At 72.2% G+C, this 19,060-nt stretch carries 21 protein-coding genes; 9 read left to right on the top strand and 12 right to left on the bottom strand.

Annotated elements, in window-relative coordinates; all coding sequences use genetic code 11:
- Positions 1 to 8 precede the first annotated feature (8 nt).
- Positions 9 to 1,274: a sensor histidine kinase gene (locus tag OG462_RS07980; RefSeq protein WP_406055838.1), complete on the bottom strand. Its 1,266-nt coding sequence runs from the start codon at positions 1,272 to 1,274 to the stop codon at positions 9 to 11.
- Positions 1,275 to 1,385: 111 nt separating this feature from the next.
- Positions 1,386 to 1,811, bottom strand: coding sequence for an ArsI/CadI family heavy metal resistance metalloenzyme (locus OG462_RS07985; protein WP_406055840.1), 426 nt, complete (start codon positions 1,809 to 1,811; stop codon positions 1,386 to 1,388).
- Between the two features lie 184 nt (positions 1,812 to 1,995).
- On the opposite strand from OG462_RS07985, the gene OG462_RS07990 reads away from it, so the two are divergent.
- From OG462_RS07990 to OG462_RS08005, 4 genes are read left to right on the top strand one after another with little or no spacing between them, the layout of a single operon-like run.
- Positions 1,996 to 2,307: an ArsR/SmtB family transcription factor gene (locus tag OG462_RS07990; protein WP_406066418.1), complete on the top strand. Its 312-nt coding sequence runs from the start codon at positions 1,996 to 1,998 to the stop codon at positions 2,305 to 2,307.
- The gene (locus tag OG462_RS07995; protein WP_406055842.1) at positions 2,304 to 3,083 is read left to right on the top strand and encodes an aquaporin; all 780 of its coding nucleotides are present in this window, start codon (positions 2,304 to 2,306) and stop codon (positions 3,081 to 3,083) included. The genes OG462_RS07990 and OG462_RS07995 overlap by 4 nt, the downstream gene beginning before the upstream one ends.
- Positions 3,080 to 3,499 carry an arsenate reductase ArsC gene (locus tag OG462_RS08000; protein WP_406055844.1) on the top strand — a complete coding sequence of 140 codons (420 nt, stop codon included), beginning with the start codon at positions 3,080 to 3,082 and terminating at the stop codon, positions 3,497 to 3,499. Before OG462_RS07995 ends, OG462_RS08000 begins: the two co-directional genes overlap by 4 nt.
- A complete protein-coding gene (locus OG462_RS08005; protein WP_406055846.1) occupies positions 3,496 to 4,002 on the top strand; it encodes a GNAT family N-acetyltransferase in 507 nt (168 codons plus the stop codon). The genes OG462_RS08000 and OG462_RS08005 overlap by 4 nt, the downstream gene beginning before the upstream one ends.
- 79 nt (positions 4,003 to 4,081) lie before the next feature.
- On the opposite strand, the gene OG462_RS08010 is transcribed toward OG462_RS08005, so the two are convergent.
- Together OG462_RS08010 and OG462_RS08015 are read right to left on the bottom strand one after the other, a co-directional pair.
- Positions 4,082 to 4,933: an MBL fold metallo-hydrolase gene (locus tag OG462_RS08010; RefSeq protein WP_406055848.1), complete on the bottom strand. Its 852-nt coding sequence runs from the start codon at positions 4,931 to 4,933 to the stop codon at positions 4,082 to 4,084.
- Positions 4,934 to 5,138: 205 nt separating this feature from the next.
- On the bottom strand, positions 5,139 to 5,834 hold the full coding sequence (locus tag OG462_RS08015) for a TetR/AcrR family transcriptional regulator (protein ID WP_406055850.1): 696 nt from the start codon (positions 5,832 to 5,834) through the stop codon (positions 5,139 to 5,141).
- 158 nt (positions 5,835 to 5,992) lie between these two features.
- On the opposite strand from OG462_RS08015, the gene OG462_RS08020 reads away from it, so the two are divergent.
- Entirely contained in the window at positions 5,993 to 6,502 is a 510-nt protein-coding gene (locus OG462_RS08020) for a nitroreductase family deazaflavin-dependent oxidoreductase (protein WP_406055852.1), read from the top strand.
- 52 nt (positions 6,503 to 6,554) lie between these two features.
- On the opposite strand, the gene OG462_RS08025 is transcribed toward OG462_RS08020, so the two are convergent.
- Positions 6,555 to 8,003: a geranylgeranyl reductase family protein gene (locus tag OG462_RS08025; RefSeq protein ID WP_406066420.1), complete on the bottom strand. Its 1,449-nt coding sequence runs from the start codon at positions 8,001 to 8,003 to the stop codon at positions 6,555 to 6,557.
- 363 nt (positions 8,004 to 8,366) lie between these two features.
- On the opposite strand from OG462_RS08025, the gene OG462_RS08030 reads away from it, so the two are divergent.
- Positions 8,367 to 9,731 (top strand): dipeptidase, encoded by a 1,365-nt coding sequence (locus OG462_RS08030; protein WP_406055854.1) that lies wholly within the window; start codon positions 8,367 to 8,369, stop codon positions 9,729 to 9,731.
- A gap of 131 nt (positions 9,732 to 9,862) precedes the next feature.
- Here the strand turns inward: OG462_RS08030 and OG462_RS08035 are convergent, their stop codons facing one another.
- The gene (locus OG462_RS08035) at positions 9,863 to 10,897 is read right to left on the bottom strand and encodes an NUDIX domain-containing protein (RefSeq protein ID WP_406055856.1); all 1,035 of its coding nucleotides are present in this window, start codon (positions 10,895 to 10,897) and stop codon (positions 9,863 to 9,865) included.
- A 155-nt stretch (positions 10,898 to 11,052) separates the two neighbouring features.
- On the opposite strand from OG462_RS08035, the gene OG462_RS08040 reads away from it, so the two are divergent.
- Positions 11,053 to 11,235, top strand: coding sequence for a hypothetical protein (locus tag OG462_RS08040; protein WP_406055857.1), 183 nt, complete (start codon positions 11,053 to 11,055; stop codon positions 11,233 to 11,235).
- A gap of 23 nt (positions 11,236 to 11,258) precedes the next feature.
- Here OG462_RS08040 and OG462_RS08045 read toward each other — a convergent pair whose 3' ends face one another.
- Complete coding sequence (locus tag OG462_RS08045; RefSeq protein ID WP_406055859.1) at positions 11,259 to 12,242, bottom strand: ROK family protein; 984 nt, start codon at positions 12,240 to 12,242, stop codon at positions 11,259 to 11,261.
- A 195-nt stretch (positions 12,243 to 12,437) separates the two neighbouring features.
- Between OG462_RS08045 and OG462_RS08050 the strand changes: the two genes are divergently transcribed.
- Positions 12,438 to 13,472 (top strand): LacI family DNA-binding transcriptional regulator, encoded by a 1,035-nt coding sequence (locus OG462_RS08050; protein ID WP_406055861.1) that lies wholly within the window; start codon positions 12,438 to 12,440, stop codon positions 13,470 to 13,472.
- A 49-nt stretch (positions 13,473 to 13,521) separates the two neighbouring features.
- Here OG462_RS08050 and OG462_RS08055 read toward each other — a convergent pair whose 3' ends face one another.
- The 5 genes from OG462_RS08055 to OG462_RS08075 form a co-directional block, all read right to left on the bottom strand.
- Positions 13,522 to 14,811 carry a DUF6986 family protein gene (locus OG462_RS08055; RefSeq protein WP_406055862.1) on the bottom strand — a complete coding sequence of 430 codons (1,290 nt, stop codon included), beginning with the start codon at positions 14,809 to 14,811 and terminating at the stop codon, positions 13,522 to 13,524.
- A gap of 170 nt (positions 14,812 to 14,981) precedes the next feature.
- The gene (locus OG462_RS08060) at positions 14,982 to 15,944 is read right to left on the bottom strand and encodes an electron transfer flavoprotein subunit alpha/FixB family protein (RefSeq protein WP_406055864.1); all 963 of its coding nucleotides are present in this window, start codon (positions 15,942 to 15,944) and stop codon (positions 14,982 to 14,984) included.
- Between the two features lie 54 nt (positions 15,945 to 15,998).
- A complete protein-coding gene (locus OG462_RS08065) occupies positions 15,999 to 16,784 on the bottom strand; it encodes an electron transfer flavoprotein subunit beta/FixA family protein (protein WP_406055866.1) in 786 nt (261 codons plus the stop codon).
- A gap of 199 nt (positions 16,785 to 16,983) precedes the next feature.
- Complete coding sequence (locus OG462_RS08070) at positions 16,984 to 17,514, bottom strand: flavin reductase family protein (protein WP_406055867.1); 531 nt, start codon at positions 17,512 to 17,514, stop codon at positions 16,984 to 16,986.
- A gap of 197 nt (positions 17,515 to 17,711) precedes the next feature.
- Positions 17,712 to 18,023: a TlpA family protein disulfide reductase gene (locus OG462_RS08075; protein ID WP_406055869.1), complete on the bottom strand. Its 312-nt coding sequence runs from the start codon at positions 18,021 to 18,023 to the stop codon at positions 17,712 to 17,714.
- Positions 18,024 to 18,250: 227 nt separating this feature from the next.
- Between OG462_RS08075 and OG462_RS08080 the strand changes: the two genes are divergently transcribed.
- Positions 18,251 to 18,973 carry a lysophospholipid acyltransferase family protein gene (locus OG462_RS08080; RefSeq protein WP_406055871.1) on the top strand — a complete coding sequence of 241 codons (723 nt, stop codon included), beginning with the start codon at positions 18,251 to 18,253 and terminating at the stop codon, positions 18,971 to 18,973.
- Positions 18,974 to 19,060 lie beyond the last annotated feature (87 nt).

Raw genomic sequence — 19,060 nt, forward strand, 5'->3', positions numbered from 1 at the left:
ACCTGCGGTCACGAGGTCTCCTCCGGGCGGAGCGGGAGTACGGCGTGGACGCGGAAACCGCCGTCCGGGCGGGCGCCCGCCTCGATGGTGCCACCGAAGGCCGCGGCCCGCTCCCGCATTCCGGCGAGCCCGTTGCCGCTGCCACCCGCCTCGGTGCCGGTCGCGGGGCCGTCGTCGTCGACCGTCAGTTCCAGGCGCCCGGAGCCGTACGCGATCCGTACCCGGGCCGCACGGGAACCGGAGTGGCGCACCACGTTGGTGAGTGCCTCCTGCGCGATCCGGAAGGCGGCGAGGTCGGCGCCGGGCGGCAGGTCGGTCACCGGGCCGGTCGTGGCGACGGTGACGGCGAGGCCCGCGGCGGCGGCCTGTTCGACGAGTTCGGGGAGCCGGCCGAGACCGGGGGCGGGGGCGCGGGGCGCGTCCCCGCGGGTACGGAGGGTGTCGAGGACCTGCCGGACCTCGCCGAGTGCCTCCTTGCTGGCCGCCTTGATGGTGGTCAGCGCGGTACGGGCCTGCTCGGGGTCGGAGTCCAGGAGGGCGAGGCCGACTCCCGCCTGCACGTTGATCACGGAGATCGAGTGGGCGAGCACGTCGTGGAGCTCCCGGGCGATACGGAGCCGTTCCTCGTCGGCGCGGCGCTGCTCGGCGGCGGCCCGCTCGGCGCGCAGCTGCGCCCACTGCTCGCGTCGTACCCGGACCGTCTCGGATGCGGCCAGCACGGCGACGGCGAACGCGGCCGCGGGAAGCTCCTGGCCCCAGGGGGCGGGGCCGTCGCCCGCCGGGGGCAGCCAGCGGTAGAGCCAGTGGGAGAGCAGCAGATGGCCCGCCCACAGGAGCCCGAGGGCCCAGGCGGCGGCGGTCCGGTGCCCGTGCACGACGGCCGCGAAGCAGGCGACGGCGACCATGGCGAACACCGGGCCGTACGGGTAACCGGCCAGGAGATAGCCGAGGGTGACGGCCGCGACGCCGAACACCACCGGTACCGGCCACCGGTGACGGAACAGCAGGGGAGCCGCTCCGAGGAGCAGCAGGGCACGCCCGAGCGCGTCGAGCGCGTCGCGGTCGGGCTGGTTCCTGGCGGCGAACCCGGTTCCCACCATGACGACCACGGCGATCAGGACCGTGGACCGCCAGGGCAGGCCCCGGCCGGTGTCCCCGCGCTGCCACCGGCCCCAGTGACGCGCGGCCACCCGGCCTCCCTCGTGGCCCCACCGCTCCCCCGGCACGTGCCGCGGCACTCCGTCCCCGTGCCCGCGCGTCCGCTCCTGTTCCATGTCCGCCACGCTAACCGTGAGGGACCGGCGAAAACGTCAGCCCGACGGGGTGGTCACCCGTACTCCCGGCGGAGTACGCGATGTCCGTGCCGTACGTGGTGCCGGCGCAGGTCAGCAGGTGGCGCAGGCGCAGCTGTCGTCCGGTGCGTCGGTGGCCTTGGCGAGGGTGTCGGCGTCGGCCTTGACCACGTAGACCTCCCAGGGCTCCTTGCCGGGGCCGTGGACCCAGACCTTGTCCTGGACGGCGTAGCAGCACGCGGTGTCGGTCTCCTGGAGGGTGGCGAGCCCGGCGCGTGCGAGCCGGGCGGTGGCGGCGCCGACCTCCTCGGAGGAGCCGACCTCGACGCCGAGGTGGTCGAGGCGGGTGTCCGCGCCCGCCTCGCCCTCGATGAGGACGAGCTTGAGCGGCGGCTCGGCGAGGGCGAAGTTCGCGTAGCCGGGGCGGCGCTTGGCCGGCTCCGCGCCGAACAGTCTGGAGTAGAAGGCGATCGACCCTTCGAGGTCGGCGACGCGCAGGGCGAGCTGGACACGGGACATGACGGGCTCCTCGGATCGGATGCCTTGACGGCGGTCAGCGGCAGATCAGGATCTCTGTATCGATGACTGTCGATATCTTGCGTCCAAGGTTGCCCCTTGAAGAGACGGACGTCAATATAGATACATGTCGAATCTGGAACTGCCACTCCTCGATCCGGTCGAGGCGGAGGCCTGCTGCTCGCCGATGGTCCGGGAACCACTGGGCGCGGAGGCCGCCGCCGACCTGGCGAAGGCCTTCAAGGCCCTGTCCGACCCGGTCCGGCTGCGACTGCTCTCACTGATCGCCTCCCACGAGGGCGGCGAGGCCTGCGTCTGTGATCTGACCGGGCCGTTCGACGTGTCCCAGCCGACCATCTCGCACCACCTGAAGGTGCTCAGGGAGGCCGGCCTGGTCGACTCCGAGCGGCGCGGGACCTGGGTCTACTACTGGGTGCTGCCCGCCGCGCTGACGCGGCTCTCCTCCCTGCTGCAGGCTCCCGCCGAGGCGCCCGCGTGAGCACTACGGCTCCACTCGGGCGCCGCGCGGCGGCCGAGTTCGTCGGCACCGGCGCGCTGGTCGCGGTCGTCGTCGGCTCGGGAATCCAGGCCACCCGGCTCAGCCAGGACGTCGGCGTGCAGCTTCTGGCCGACTCCGTGGCGACCGTGTTCGGCCTCGGCGTCCTCATCGCCCTGCTCGGCCCCGTATCGGGCGCCCACTTCAACCCGGCGGTCACCCTGGCGGCCTGGGCGACCGGCCGCCGATCGCGCGACGACAACGGCAACGGCAACGGCAACAATGACAGCGACCGTCCGCCCGCGCGTGAGGTCGCCGTCTACGTGGCCGCGCAGAGCGCCGGAGCGATCTGCGGCGCGATCCTCGCGGACGCGATGTTCGCCGAACCGCTCGTCCAGTGGTCCGGCCACGACCGGTCGGCCCCGCATCTGTGGCTGGGCGAGGTCGTCGCCACGGCCGGCCTGATCCTGCTGGTCCTCGGCCTGCCCAGGGTCCGCCGTGCGCACCTCGCCCCGGTCGTCGTCGCGTCCTGGATCGGCTCCGCCTACTGGTTCACCTCCTCCACCAGCTTCGCCAATCCGGCCGTCACCCTCGGCCGGGCCTTCACCGACACCTTCGCGGGCATCGCCCCCGCATCGGTGCCGATGTTCGTCGTCGCGCAGACCGGTGGCCTGGTCGCCGGAATCGCCCTGTTCGGCCTGCTGTTCGGGCGGCCCGCAACCGTCCCGGGCACCGCACCCGTGCCCCCTCGTCCCCGTGAAGGAAGTACCCGCTCGTGAGCGCTCCCCCGATCCCGTCCGTACTGTTCGTCTGCGTGCACAACGCCGGCCGGTCCCAGATGGCCGCCGCGTTCCTCACCCGTCTCGGCCGGGGCCTGGTGCAGGTGCGCTCGGCCGGGTCCGCCCCTGCGGACGCCGTGAATCCGGCCGTCGTCGAGGCCCTTCGGGAGGCCGGCATCGACATCTCGGCCGAGACCCCGAAGGTGCTCACCGTCGACGCGGTACGGGAGTCCGATGTCGTGATCACCATGGGCTGCGGTGACGCCTGCCCGTACTTCCCGGGCAAGCGGTACCTGGACTGGCAGCTGGACGACCCCGCCGGCCAGGGCGTCGCCGCCGTCCGTCCGATCCGCGACCGGATCGAGCACCTCGTGCGGGAGCTCCTCACCGAGCTCGGTGTCGAGCCCGCGGCATGACCCGGGACGACGCGGTGCGGATCGCCCCCATGCTGCCCTCGCACGCCGAACAGGTCCTTGAGATCTATCGCCTCGGCATCGCGGGCGGCGACGCCACGTTCGAGACGACCGCTCCCACCTGGGAGGTCTTCGACGGCACCCGGGCGCGGGGACACCGACTCGTGACCCTCGACGAGGACGGCCGGGTCCTCGGCTGGGCCGCCGTCACACCGGTCTCCGCGCGGCGCGTGTACGCCGGTGTCGTCGAGCACTCCGTGTACGTCCACCCCGAGGCACGCGGCCGGGGTGTCGGCCTGTCTCTGCTCACCGAACTGCTCGCGTCCACGGACGCCGGCGGGATCTGGACGGTCCAGTCGGGCATCTTCCCGGAGAACACCGCCAGTCTCGCCCTGCATGCGAGAGCCGGCTTCCGCGTCGTCGGCACGCGGGAGCGCCTCGGCCGCCACCGGGGCGCCTGGCGGGATGTCTTCCTCGTCGAGCGCCGTAGCCCCGCCGTCGACTGACGCGCCTTCCAGGGAGTGGCAGGTTTCTGGTCGTAGGCGCCGGGGTGCAGCAGATCCCGACGCCGCGCGGCAGCGCCGCTCACGTTCCCGACGGCCGCGGCTGCTCCGGCGGAACCGAGCTCTCGGCAACCGCCATCCACTGGTCCAGGTCGGTCTGGGTGAACTCTGCCCACGGTGGGATTCCGGGGAGCCGGCGGAGGAGGTCGTAGGCCTCGGGGATCTGGGCTCCGCGGAGGACCGGGCAGTGGCAGCCGGCGATGACCTCGGCGTTCAGGTGTTGGAAGTCGGTGACGACCGTCCCGAACTTTTGGGCGTCCAGCAGGGCGACCCAGGGGGAGACCAGGCTTCCGCCGAAGAACTGGCCGTCGCGGAATTCGTCCGGCGACAGCGCCGCCATTTCGGGCATGGGGGTCGGCACGTTCGTGGCGAAGGTGTCTACGGCCCACAGGACGTTGGACTTCGGGTCGAAGAGGGCGCGGGTTGTGGGGTTGTCGTACAGGGGCGGCCGCTTGGCGACCAGGGTGCGATCGCCCGCGTCGATCGTGTCGCCGTCGGTCATGAAGCGGCACCGGCTGATGGGAGTCTCCCACTCCTCGGCCATCCGGCCGATGGAGAACCATGTCGTCAGCAGGGTCGCGTTCGGGCATTCCGCGAGGACCGCCAGGAGGTTGCCGGCGTGGTCGCGGTCGTCGTGGGTGAGGAAGATCCACCGTACGTCCAGGGGATCCACGACGGACCAGGCTGCCTCCAGCCACTGGGAGCGCACTGCGGGCGCCCCGGTGTCCACGAGGACCGGTTCGGTTCCCCGGATCACCATCGAGTTCATCGGGAAGTGGCCGACCGGCGGGGCCTCAAGGGCCCACGGGATGACGAACGTCTCCTCGGCGATCTTGTACGGCTGCAGAAGGTCGAAACTCTCCAGGGTTGCCATCGCTGCTCTCCCTAGGACGGAGTCGCCACGGCGTCCATGAATCCAGTGCAGCCCCGTGCCGGACCGTCGTCAAACGCAGAGCTCGTGACGGGCGGCTTCGGTGAGCGACGAGGGGTGCGCGGTCGGCGCCGGCCGGTCCCGGGCCACGCTTGGGCGGGCGGCCGTCAACGCCCTTGGGTGCCGTGCGGGACTCTCACAACACGCCCTAGCCGCGCGGCAGCAGGCCGACGTCCTGGCCGAGGCGGCGGGCCGCCGTCGCGAAGAAGGTGTCGCGGTCCTCGACGATGTTGTGGAAGTGGCCGAACACCTCGAAGGAGACGAGGCCGAACAGCTGCGACCAGGCGGCCACGAGCGCGACCGCGAGGGCCGGAGGGAGGTCCGGCCCGAGGTCGGCGGCCAGGCGGGCGGCCTCGGGACGGAGCCCTTCCGGGAGCGGGGGGAGGGCGACACCCTCGCCGGTGTGCGCGCTGCGCGCGGTCTCGATGAGGACGAGCCCGACGCGGGAGGCGGGGACGACGGTGTCCTGGGGCGCGCTGTAGCCGGGCACCGGGGAGCCGTAGATCAGGGCGTACTCGTGCGGGTGGGCGACGGCCCAGGCGCGGACCGCCCGGCAGACCGCGGTCCAGCGGTCCAGCGGGCTCTGCTCGGCCTTCTCCGCGGCGGCCTGTTCGGCGGCGGCGCCGATGGCGTCGTACGCGTCCACGATCAGGGCGGTGAGCAGGTCGTCGCGGCTCGGGAAATAGCGGTAGAGCGCGGAGGACACCATGCCCAGCTCACGGGCGACGGCCCGCAGGGACAGCTTGGCGGCGCCTTCCGCGGCGAGCTGCGCGCGGGCCTCGTCCTTGATGGCGGCGGTGATCTCGATACGGGCGCGGGCCCGGGCTCCTTGAACGGTGGTCATGGAGATCAGTGTAACCACTTTCAGAGCATCGATCTGAAGTGAGAGCACTGCTCTTGATTGCGAGCGGCGATTCATGCACACTGATCTCAAGCGAGAGCAGTGCTCACAGTTTGCTCCGGCGGTCAGCAGCCGCCCGTTGATTCCACAGGAGGAACCCCATGTCCGACCGGCCCACCGTCTCCACCGGCAATGGCTCCGACCCCGCCGCCCACGTCATGAAGCCCGGCTGGCTCACGGTGAACGTCCTCAACCGCACCGTCGCCTGGATGACCCGACGCGGCATCAGCGTCTGGGGTTCCCGCGTGCTCGCCGTCCGCGGCCGCAAGAGCGGCGAGTGGCGCCGGACCCCCGTCAACCTCCTCACGGTGGACGGCGTCCGCTACCTGGTGGCCCCCCGCGGCCATGTCCAGTGGACCCACAACATGCGGGCCGCCGGTGGCGGCCGGCTGATCCTCGGCAAGCACGTGCAGGACTTCACGGCCGTCGAGGTGGCCGACGACGACAAGCCCGCGCTGCTGCGCGCCTACCTCAAGCGCTGGAAGGCCGAGGTCGGCGTCTTCTTCGGCGGCGTCGGCCCCGACTCCTCCGACGAGGAACTGCGGGCCATCGCCCCGAAGCACCCCGTCTTCCGCGTCACGCCGACGGGCCCCACCACCCCTGCCGCGTGAACCGGCGGAGGCGGCGGAGCCCGTCCGTCCGCTGTCCCTCTGGATGTACCCCTCAGACCACTTCCGGGGCCTCCGGCGTCCCGGAGGTCTCCGAACTCCCGGGCGTCCCGGAGTCCCTGGCAGTCCCGGATTCCTTGGTGGTCGCGAGGTCCTTGGTGGTCCCGGCGTTCTCGGTGGCCCCGGAGGCCTTCGCCCCCTCCCGATCGGCCTCCGGCGCCTGCTTCTCCTGCCGGCCGACCCCCCGGCCCACCGGGCCGACACCCGTCGAGGTGTCCATACGCTTGTCGAGGATCTCGATGGCCCGCCGGGCCATGCCGTTCGAGCGGACCATGCCGCCGAGCGTCGCCGAGCCCCGGGTGATGTCCGCGAACGCGTTCCAGGCCGGACGCAGACCCGTGAGCGTCGCGTGCAGCAGCCCCGGCCGCCGCTCGAAGACGGCGAGCATCCGTCGGCCGACGGCCATCTCGACACCGAGCCCGGCCTTGATGGCGAACGCGTAGTTCAGGGCCTGGCGCCGGGCGTCGACCGCGTCGTTGGCCTCGGCGACCCGTACCGCCCACTCGCCGGCGAGCCGGCCCGAGCGGAGGGCGTACGAGATGCCCTCACGCGTCCACGGCTCCAGGAGCCCGGCCGCGTCGCCGCAGACGAGGACCCGGCCGCGGGAGAGCGGCGAGTCGTCGGTGCGGCAGCGGGTCAGGTGGCCGGAGGAGATCGTGGGCTCGAAGCCGGACAGGCCGAGCCGGGCGACGAAGTCCTCCATGTACCGCTTGGTGGCGGCGCCCTCGCCGCGCGCCGAGATGACGCCGACGGTCAGGGTGTCGCCCTTCGGGAAGACCCACCCGTAACTGCCGGGCATCGGGCCCCAGTCGATGAGGACACGGCCCTTCCAGTCCTCCGCCACGGACGGCGGTACCGGGATCTCCGCCTCGAGACCCAGGTCGACCTGACCGAGCTTCACCCCGACGTGAGCGCCTATCCGGCTGGCACTGCCGTCGGCACCGACGACCGCGCGCGCGAGCACGGTCTCGCCGTCGGCGAGGACCACGGCGACGGTCCGCCGGTCCGGGACCGCCGGGCCGTGCTGCTCCACGCGGGTCACCGTGACCCCGGTCCGCAGCTCGGCGCCGGCCTTCTGGGCATGCTCGACGAGCTGGGCGTCGAACTCCGGGCGGTTGATGAGTCCGAAGAGCATCTTCCGCGAGCGGCGGGTGCGGGCGAAACGTCCGTCCAGGGAGAAGGTGACGGCGTGCACCCGGTCCTGCAGGGGCAGTTCGAAGCCGGGCGGCAGGCAGTCGCGGGAGGGGCCGATGATGCCGCCGCCGCAGGTCTTGTACCGGGGCAGCTCCGACTTCTCCAGGAGCAGCACCCGTCGTCCGGCCACCGCCGCCGCGTAGGCCGCGGACGCGCCCGCCGGTCCCGCGCCGACGACCACGACGTCCCAGACCTCGGCGTCCCCGGCCTCCTCGTCGGACGGTCCGTCGTCCGCGACGTGCGCGGTCACCGCGTCCGTGACCTCGTACGCGGCCTCGACGCCGGCCTCGTCCGTCACCTCGTCGGCCTCGACCCCGAACTCGTCGGCCTCGATCGCCCCCGCGTCCGGGCCGGCGTCCGTCGTCGCCTCCACACCGATGCCCTCAGGAGCCGCACCTTCGGGCGCGGTGTTCTCCGGACCGGCGTTCTCCGCTTGCTCGCTGCTCACGATGTGCTTCTGCTCCTGATCCGACCGGTGGTCTGCTCCTGACGCATCCTACGGCGCGGTAGCCAGAGGCCCGCGCCGTAGGATCGGCGGTGCGTTCGCCGTACCACGACATACGCCGAACGCCGTCCTTACGTCGTAAACGTCGCACCCATCAGGAGCGTGCCCATGACCTCGAATCCGATCGCCGAGACCGTCCGGTCCCTGATGCCCCGAGCCAAGGCCGAGCTCACGGAGCTGGTGGCCTTCGAGTCGGTGGCGGACGAGGCCGTGGCCCCCCGCAGCGAGTGCGAGGGCGCCGCCAACTGGGTCGCGGACGCCCTGCGCGCCGAGGACTTCCAGGACGTGGCGCTGCTCGACACCCCGGACGGTTCGCAGGCGGTGTACGGCATCCTGCCCGGCCCGGCGGGCGCGCCGACCGTCCTTCTCTACGCGCACTACGACGTGCAGCCGAAGCTGGACGAGTCCGCCTGGCTCAGCCCGCCGTTCGAGCTGACGGAGCGGGACGGGCGCTGGTACGGGCGTGGCACGGCCGACTGCAAGGGCGGGTTCGTCCTGCACCTGCTCGCGCTGCGCGCCCTCAAGGCGAACGGTGGCATTCCCGTGACGGTCAAGGTGATCGTCGAGGGTTCGGAGGAGCAGGGCACCGGCGGTCTGGAGCGGTACGCCGAGCAGCACCCCGAACTGCTCGCCTCCGATGCCATCGTGATCGGCGACGCGGGCAACTTCCGGGTGGGGCTGCCGACGGTGACCGCGACCCTGCGCGGCATGACGATGATCCGGGTGCAGATCGACACCCTGGAGGGCAACCTGCACTCCGGTCAGTTCGGCGGCGCCGCGCCGGACGCGCTGGCCGCGATGATCCGCGTACTCGACTCGCTGCGTGGCCCGGACGGTTCGACCGTCATCGACGGGCTGCCGGGCGACACGGTGTGGGAGGGCCTGCAGTACCCGGAGGAGGACTTCCGTCAGGACGCCAAGGTCCTCGCCGGCGTGGCGCTGCCGGGAGCCGGTACGGTCGCCGACCGGATCTGGGCCCGTCCTGCCGTCACCGTCATCGGCATCGACTGCCACCCGGTGGCCGGGGCGACCCCGTCGATCCCGTCGTCGGCGCGTGCCCAGCTGAGCCTGCGGGTGCCGCCGGGCCAGGACGCGGCCGAGGCGACGAAGCTGCTGTTCGCGCACATCGAGAAGCACACGCCGTGGAACGCCCGCGTGTCCCTGGAGCAGGTCGGCCAGGGCCAGCCGTTCCAGGCGGACACGTCGAGCCCGGCGTACGCGTCGATGGCCGAGGCGATGCGGGTCGCGTACCCCGGTCAGGAGATGCAGACGGCGGGCATGGGCGGCTCGATCCCGCTGTGCAACACGCTGGCCACGCTGTACCCGGAGTCGGAGATCCTGCTGATCGGGCTGAGCGAGCCGGAGGCGCAGATCCACGCGCCCAACGAGTCCGTCTCGCCGGAGGAGCTGGAGCGCCTGTCGGTGGCCGAGGCGCACTTCCTCCTCAACTACGCGCGCTCGAAGCAGGGCTGACGGAGCGTCGGCTTCGCCGTATGGGTTCACCGGACGGTTCACCGGACGGGTTCACCGTAGGGCGAAGCCTCTCCGTCGGCCGCCCTCGGCCGGGCCCGTCTCGACGCCTCCGCCAGTGACCGCTCCGGCGGTCAGCCCACCGGGTCTCCCGCCTCCAGGTTGAGCACCGTGCCGCGTTCACGCGCGCGCAGGGCCCAGCGGAGGCGGCGGTAGCGGACGGGGGGCAGGAGGTCGGCGGCCTCCTCCTCGGTGACGAAGCGCCAGTCGCGGAGTTCGGCGCCGGGGAGGTGGAGGCGCTCCGTCTCGGCGGGGCCGAGCGTGCCGCCGTCGAAGAGGAGGCGGAGTCCGCCGTAGCCGGGGGGCCGGGGGCGTTCCCAGTCGACGAGCAGGAGGCGGGGTACGGCGTCGAGTTCGAGGCCTATCTCCTCGGCCACCTCGCGTATTCCGGCGCGGGCCGGGGGTTCGCCGGGCTCGACGACGCCACCGGGGAACTCCCAACCGGGTTTGTAGGTGGGGTCGACGAGCAGGAAGCGGTCCTGTTCGTCGAAGAGCAGGACTCCGGCCGCGAGGGTCTCGCCCGTCGGTTCGGGGGTCTGGACGATGCCGCAGGGGGCGGCGTGGCCGGCCCGGACCGCGTCGGCGACGGACCGGGCGGCCTCGGCCACGGTGAGCGCCGAGGTGTCGACGACGTACGCGTCGGCGGTGAGCCAGTCGAGCGCGGCGCGGTAGGGCGCGACGTGGCCGTGGCACCACTCGCGGACGCGGGCGTCGGTCTCGGGGTCGCCGTACTCCGACCTGCCGTCGATCCGCTGCCGCAGGATCGTTTCCTCCGGGGCGAGCAGCACATGCCGTACGTCGATGCGGCGGGCGGCGAGCCCACCGAAGATCTCGTCCCGGTACTCCTGCCGCAGCAGGGTCATGGGGACGACCAGGACACCGCCGACCTCGGCGAGCAGGGCGGCGGCGGTGTCGACCACCAGGCGCCGCCAGATCGGCAGGTCCTGGTAGTCCTCGACCTCGGCGAGCCGCTTGGCCGGAAGGAGGCCGCGCAGCCCCCCACCCGTGACCTCGGGGTCGTACAGCGTGCTGTTCGGGATCAGATCGACCAGCTCGCGCGCGGTGCTGGACTTCCCCGCGCCGAACGTACCGTTGATCCAGACGATCACGATTCCCCCTCTTCGACAGCCCCCTGTGGCTTGCCCGCAACACCCTGCCACGAAAACCCCGAACCCATGGCCCGGCATATGCGTCCCCTTGGGCATGTGCGTGACACTTCCGCACGGGTGTCGTTGAGAACGGCAAGCACGAGGGGGTGCGGAGAATGAGTCGTAGGGTTCTCGAACGTTTTCCGGCCGGCGGCCCGCGGGGCAGTTGGCCGGCGGAGGAGTTCGCCGGGGCGCGACGCGACGAGGGGGTGCCGGCCCGGGTCGTCATGGACCTGGCGTCCGACACGTTCCTGGTGATCGTCGAACAGCGGACGCCGGAGCGGGTGCGGGAGGAGTGAACCGGGCTTCGACCGCCCCTCGTTCAGGACGCCCCGCCCGCCCGCGCTCCCCCGCCCACCGCGCGCGATGCCGCCGCGGCGGCGCCGAGGAGACCCGCGTCGGTGCCCGTGAGGGCCGGGACGACGGTCAGGTTCCGGACGAAGTCGAGCGTGGCGTACGTGGCGAGGCCGCGCCGGAGCGGAGCGAAGAGGACCTCTCCGGCGCCCGCCACCCCGCCGCCGACGACCGCGATGTCGATCTCGACGAGGGCCGCCGTCGCGGCGATGCCCGCCGCGAGGGCCTGGGCGGCCCGCTCGAACGAGGCGATGGCGACCGGGTCCCCCGCGTGCGCGGCGGCGGCCACGCCGGCGGCGGAGACATCGCCGTCGGCCCCCGGGCGCCAGCCGTTCTCCAGGGCGCGGCGGGCGATGTGCGGGCCGCTGGCGATGCGTTCGACGCAGCCGCGCCCGCCGCAGGCGCAGGGCTCGCCGTTCATGTCGACCACCATGTGTCCGATGTGACCGGCGTTGCCGGTGGGGCCGGGGTGGACCTGTCCGTCGAGGACGAGGCCGCCGCCGACGCCCGTGGAGACCACGAGGCAGAGGGCGTTGTCGTGGCCCCGGGCCGCGCCGAGCCAGTGTTCGGCGGCCGTCATGGCGACGCCGTCGCCGACGAGGGTGACGGGCCGTCCGCCCGCCGCCTTGTGGACCCGTTCGACGAGCGGGTAGTCGCGCCAGCCGGGCACGTTGACCGGGCTGACGGTCCCCCGGTACGCGTCGACCGGTCCCGCGCTGCCGATGCCGACGGCCCCGGCGGCCTCCCACAGGGGCGAGCCCGCGAGGTCGGCGAGCACGTCCTCGACCGCGCGCATCACCGTCTCGCCGTCCTCATGCGCGGGCGTGGGCCGCTGGGAGCGGACGCGAATGCGTCCCTCGCCGTCGACCAGAGCGCCGGCGATCTTGGTGCCCCCGACGTCGAGGGCGACGGCGAGTCCGTCGGCGGGGCCCGTGGCGGGATCGGTGTGCATGGGCGCGGGGTCTCCAGTCGGCGACAGGCGGACGGAACCGTGTTCTTTCGTGTCCGTTCCGTACAGTCTCCCCTCCCGTGACAACGTTGTCCAGGCCCTATGCTTCGGCCAAGGAGTCGATCAGACACCGCTGTACGCCCGGCCGAACCGCTCTTCGCCCGGACGACCCGATCTTCGACGGAGGAACCGCGCACCGTGGCCGACATCGCCCGCCGCACCGAGCACCGCTACGGCAACCGGCCCACGATGAAGGACGTCGCCGCGCGCGCGGGCGTCGGCCTGAAAACGGTGTCCCGGGTCGTGAACGGCGAGCCCGGGGTCACCCCGGACACCGAGCGGCGGGTCCAGGAGGCCATCGAGATCCTCGGCTTCCGCCGTAACGACAGTGCGCGGGTCCTGCGCAAGGGCAGGACAGCGACCGTCGGCCTCGTCCTGGAGGATCTCGCCGACCCGTTCTACGGGCCGCTCAGCCGGGCCGTCGAGGAGGTCGCACGGGCGCACGGGGCCCTCCTCATCAACGGTTCCAGCGCCGAGGACCCGGCCCGGGAGCAGGAGTTGGCGCTCGCCCTGTGCGCGCGCCGGGTGGACGGCCTGATCGTCATCCCCGCCGGCGACGACCACCGCTACCTGGAGCCGGAGATCAGGGCGGGCGTCGCCACCGTCTTCGTCGACCGCCCGGCCGGCCTGATCGACGCCGACGCCGTGCTCTCCGACAGCTTCGGCGGGGCGCGCGACGGCGTGGCCCATCTGATCGCCCACGGGCACCGCCGGATCGGCTTCATCGGCGACCGCCCCCGTATCCACACCGCGTCCGAGCGGCTGCGCGGCTACCGCACGGCGATGGAGGACGCGGGCCTGCCGGTGGACGACGCCTGGGTCTCGCTGGGCTCCACGGAGCCGGAGCGGGTGAGGACGGCCGTACGGGAGATGCTGGCGGCGCCGGAGCCGGTGACGGCGCTGTTCGCGGGGAACAACCGGGTGATGGTCACGGTGGTCCGCGCCCTGGCCGGGCACCCGCGGCCGGTGGCCCTGGTCGGCTTCGACGACATGGAGCTGGCCGACCTGCTCGGCATCACGGTCATCGCCCAGGACGCGGCCGCGTTGGGCCGGACGGCGGCGGAACGCCTGTTCCGGCGCCTTGACGGAGTCGACGACGCGCCGGAGCGGGTGGTGCTCGGCACGACGTTCCTGGCCCGCGGTTCGGGCGAGATCCCGCCGCCGGCCGTCTGAGCGACGACTGTTCCAGGCCGCCGCCCCGGCGGCCCGGACGGTGTCGCCGCTACTCGGCCGAGGCCGTCAGGTCGCCTCGGCGCGGTGCGGCGAAGCGGTCGAGGGCGGCGCGGTTCATGCCGGTGAGGGCGTCGACCTCGGCGGTGTCGAGGGCGCCGCAGTCGATGCCGCGCAGCAGGTAGGAGCTGAGGGCCTTGGCGGTGGCGGGCTCGTCCATGACGTCGCCGCCCGCGTGGTTGGCGTACGCGGAGAGCCGCTTGGCGGCGGCCTCGAAGCCCTCGCGGTAGAAGGCGAAGACGGCGGCGTACCGGGTGGGGATGTGGCCGGGGTGCATGTCCCAGCCCTGGTAGTAGGCGCGGGCGAGGGCACGGCGGGTGAGGCCGTAGTGCAGGCGCCAGGCCTCGTGGACGTGCTCGGTGGTGCCGACGGGGAGGACGTTCGTGGAGCCGTCGGAGACGCGGACGCCGGTGCCGGCGGCGGCGACCTGCATGATCGCCTTGGCGTGGTCGGCGGCCGGGTGGTCGCTGGCCTGGTAGGCGGCGGAGACGCCGAGGCAGGCGCTGTAGTCGAAGGTGCCGTAGTGCAGTCCGGTCGCGCGGCCCTCGGCGGCGCCGATCATGCGGGCGACGGCGGCGGTGCCGTCGGTGGCGAGGATGGACTGGCTGGTCTCGATCTGGATCTCGAAGCCGAGGCGGCCGGCGTCGAGGCCGTGCGCCTTCTCGAAGGCCTCCAGGAGGCGGACGAAGGCGGAGACCTGCTCGGGGTAGGTGACCTTGGGGAGGGTGAGGACGAGCCCGTCGGGAAGGCCGCCGTTCTCCAGGAGGCCGGTGAGGAAGACGTCGGTGGTGCGGATGCCCCGGTCGCGCACCGCGGACTCCATGCACTTCATCCGGATGCCCATGTACGGGGCGGCCGTGCCGTTCCGGTACGCCTCCGAGATCAGCCGGGCGGCGCGGGCGGCGTCCTGGTCCTCGTCGGCGCCGGCGTAGCCGTCCTCGAAGTCGACGCGGAGGTCCTCGATGGGCTCGCGCTCCAGCTTGGCGACCACGCGGCCGTAGACGTCCTCGGCGAGGTCGTCGGAGAGGCCGAGGACGGCGGCGAAGGACTCGGCGTCGGGGGCGTGCTCGTCGAGGGCGGCGAGGGCCTGGTCGCCCCAGGAGCGGATGGTGCCGGCCTCGAAGACGTTGCCGGGGACGTAGACGGTGTGGACGGGCTGACGGGTGCCGGGGTCTCCCGGGTAGCGGCGGTCCAGCTCGGCGTCCACCGCTGCGAGGGAGGCGCTGATGCCCTCGCTGACCGCGCCCGCGAGGCTCGTCGACACCTTCTCCTGCTGACCCATCCCACATCCTCCTATTTTCCGCTTCACGGAATCAACAATCCGTATAGCGAAGTTAGTAGTCCGTCGGGACCTGCGTCAATGGCTGTCCGAAACGACCGGGGGCCGCGCGGTGATCATCACCACGCGGCCCCCGGACCGTACAGAAGCGCAGGTCACACCTGCGGTGTCAGTCAGCCCTTGCGGGACTTGACCTCTTCGGTCAGCTGCGGGACGACGTCGAAGAGGTCGCCCACCACGCCGTAGTCGACCAGGTCGAAGATCGGCGCCTCGGCGTCCTTGTTGATCGCGACGATCGTCTTCGAGGTCTGCATGCCCGCGCGGTGCTGGATCGCGCCGGAGATGCCGGAGGCGATGTACAGCTGCGGCGACACCGACTTGCCGGTCTGGCCGACCTGGTTGGAGTGCGGGTACCAGCCGGCGTCGACCGCGGCACGCGAGGCGCCGACGGCGGCACCGAGCGAGTCGGCGAGGGCCTCGATGATCGCGAAGTTCTCGGCACCGTTGACGCCACGGCCACCGGAGACCACGATCGCGGCCTCGGTCAGCTCCGGGCGGCCGGTCGACTCGCGCGGGGTGCGGGCGACGATCTTGGTGCCGTGCGCCTGCTCCGAGAAGGAGACGGCGAGCGCCTCGACGACACCGGCGGCCGGCGCGGCCTCGACGGGAGCCGAGTTCGGCTTGACCGTGATGACCGGGGTGCCCTTGGAGACACGGGACTTGGTGGTGAAGGAGGCGGCGAACGCGGACTGCGTCGCGACCGGGCCCTCGTCACCGGCCTCCAGGTCCACGGCGTCGGTGATGATGCCCGAACCGATGCGGACCGCGAGGCGGGCCGCGATCTCCTTGCCCTCGGCGGAGGACGGCACGAGCACGGCGGCCGGGGAGACAGCCTCGTACGCGGCCTGGAGGGCCTCGACCTTCGGGACGACGAGGTAGTCGGTGAACTCGGGGGCGTCGGCGGTCAGGACCTTCACCGCGCCGTGCTCGGCCAGGACGGCGGCGGTGTCGGCGGCGCCGTTGCCGAGGGCGAGCGCGACCGGCTCGCCGATACGGCGGGCGAGGGTCAGCAGCTCCAGGGTGGGCTTGCGGACGGCTCCGTCGACGTGGTCGACGTAGACGAGAATCTCAGCCATGGGACTTCAATCTCCTGCGAACGAAAGGGGCGGTCTGAGGGGCTCGCGCGAGCCTTAGATGAACTTCTGGCCCGCGAGGAACTCGGCGAGCTGCTTGCCGCCCTCGCCCTCGTCCTTGACGATCGTGCCGGCGGTGCGCGCCGGACGCTCGGCGGCCGAGTCGACCGCGGTCCACGCACCCTCGAGACCCACTTCCTCGGCCTCGATGTCGAGGTCGGAGAGGTCCAGGGACTCCACCGGCTTCTTCTTGGCGGCCATGATGCCCTTGAAGGAGGGGTAGCGCGCCTCGCCCGACTGGTCGGTCACGGACACGACCGCCGGGAGGGAGGCCTCCAGCTGCTCGGAGGCGGTGTCGCCGTCGCGACGGCCGGTCACCTTGCCGTCCTCGATCTTCACCTCGGAGAGCAGCGTGACCTGCGGGACGCCCAGACGCTCGGCGAGGATCGCCGGGAGGACACCCATGGTGCCGTCGGTGGAGGCCATACCGGCGATGACGACGTCGTAACCGGTCTTCTCGATGGCCTTGGCGAGCACGAGCGAGGTGCCCATGACGTCGGTGCCGTGCAGATCGTCGTCCTCGACGTGGACGGCCTTGTCGGCGCCCATGGACAGCGCCTTGCGCAGCGCGTCCTTGGCGTCCTCGGGGCCGACGGTGAGGACGGTGACCTCGGCGTCGTCGGCCTCTTCGGCGATCTGGAGCGCCTGCTCGACCGCGTACTCGTCGAGCTCCGACAGCAGGCCGTCGACGTCGTCGCGGTCGACGGTCAGGTCATCGGCGAAGTGCCGGTCGCCAGTGGCGTCGGGCACGTACTTCACACAGACAACGATCCTCAAGCTCACGCCGGCTCTCCTACTGCATCGTCATAACTGGGCTGCCTTGTTGCTCGCAGCATAGGCGCCTGAAGGGCGGGTTTCCGGTCGGGGCGCCGGACGCCCCGACCGAAATATTACTCGTCAGTACACCCAGTTTGTTACCAGTAAGCAAGCGCTCAGCGTGTGATCTGCCCAACGCGCGGAGAGCGGCGCGGCGGGGGAACTCTCAGTCGCGCAGCGCGTTGAAGCGGCCGTGGTGGTAGAGGAGCGGCCGGCCCGCCCCGTCCGGGTCTCCGGCGACGGCCTGCGCGATCACGATCCGGTGGTCGCCGGCCGGCACCCTGGCCACCACGCGGCAGACCAGCCAGGCGAGTACGCCGTCGAGTACGGGTACGCCCTCGGGTCCCACGCTCCAGCGGGTCCCCTCACCGAAGCGGTCGGCGCCGCTGCGCGCGAAGGTGGCGGCCAGCTCCTGCTGGTGCTCGCCGAGTATGTGCACGCCGATGTGCTCGGCCTCCGCGAGCACGGGCCAGCTGGAGGAGGTCGTGCCCACCCCGAAGGAGATCAGCGGGGGTTCGGCGGCGACGGAGTTGAGCGAGGTCGCCGTGAAGCCGACGGGGCGCTCCCCGTGCGCGGTGACGACCGCGACACCGGCCGCGTGCCGGCGGAAGACGGAGCGGAGCAGATCCGGCGAGGCCTGCCGGGGTGCGCCGATCGTGGGAACGGTGCCGAGTCGGAGGTCGGGCGTGACCGTCATGGAGTTGTCCTTCTGCGAGGGAGGCATGAGAGAGGTCCGGGGGTGGTCAGACACCCGGACAGCGCGCGCTCGCGTTGCGGGCCAGGTCCACGTGGGTCCGGCCGTAGAGAAGGAGTTCTGGGGGCACACCGTCAGGGTGACGATCGTTGCCGCGTGCAGTCAAGTGCGTACCGCGATGTGGGAGAAGTGTCACCGCGTCAGACCGCCCGCCCCAGGGCGGCGATGACGTCCGCCTTGCGCGGCTGTCCGGCGGCACGGCGGACGACGCGGCCCGTCCGGTCGAGGACCAGCACGGTGGGGGTCCTGGCGATGCCGAGCGCGCGCACGAGATCGAGCCGCTCCTCGGCGTCGATCTCCACATGCCCTACGCCCGGCACCATCGCGGCGACCTCGGCGAGGGTGCGGCGGGTGGCCCGGCAGGGCTGGCAGAAGGCGGTGGAGAACTGGACGAGGGTGGCGCGCTCCCCCAGCTCGACGCCGAGCGCGTCCGGTCCGAGCACCTCGGTCACCCCTGTCCCCTCTCTCTTTCGCACCCTGTCATGAGGTGCAGCGTCGCACGGGAGCGTTCGATTCCCGCCACGACCACCGCGAGTGACGAGAATCTCCCTGTACGAAGCCGCCTGGACTGGTCACGGCGGCCCACATGGGGCACGATCTGCCCAAAGCCGAAAACCTACGGCTGCGTAACTTCCGCCGGGAGAACCCTCCCCAGGCACAGAAGAAGGGTTCCTCTCAGATGGCAGAACTCGTGTATCGGCCGGTCATCGGCGCCGCACTGACCATGTTCAAGGCGCTCGACCTGAAGATCGACACGCAGGGTTCGGAGCACATTCCGCGCACGGGCGGCGCGGTGCTCGTCAGCAACCACATCAGCTATCTGGACTTCATCTTCACGGGCCTGGCCGCACTGCCGCAGAAGCGTCTCGTGCGCTTCATGGCGAAGGACTCGGTCTTCCGGCACAAGGTCTCGGGGCCGCTGATGCGCGGCATGAAGCACATCCCGGTGGACCGTTCGCAGGGCGAGCACGCCTACAAGCACGCGCTCGAGTCGCTGCGGGCCGGTGAGATCATCGGCGTCTTCCCCGAGGCGACCATCTCCCAGTCGTTCACGCTCAAGGGCTTCAAGACGGGTGCGGCGCGCCTCGCCCAGGAGGCCGGGGTTCCGCTCATCCCGATGGCACTCTGGGGGACGCAGCGCGTCTGGACCAAGGGCCGTCCGCGCAACTTCAAGCGCAGCCACATCCCGGTGACGATCCGTGTCGGCGAGCCCGTCGAGGCTCCCGCCGATCAGTACGCCGGCGCGATCACGCGGCGGCTGCGCGAGCGCGTCCAGGAGCTCCTGGAGGCCGCGCAGCGCGCCTACCCGGTGCGCCCCAAGGACGCGAGCGACACCTGGTGGGTGCCCGCGCACCTCGGGGGTACGGCTCCGACGCCGGCCCAGGTCAAGGAAGCGGGCTGACGGCTGCGCGGACGCGCGCCACTGCACCGTTCGAACGAAGAACCGTTACCTCGGGTCCCGGACGGTGATCCACCGCGGGTCCCGCAT

It is taken from the genome of Streptomyces sp. NBC_01077 (assembly GCF_045162855.1).
GTDB lineage: Bacteria > Actinomycetota > Actinomycetes > Streptomycetales > Streptomycetaceae > Streptomyces.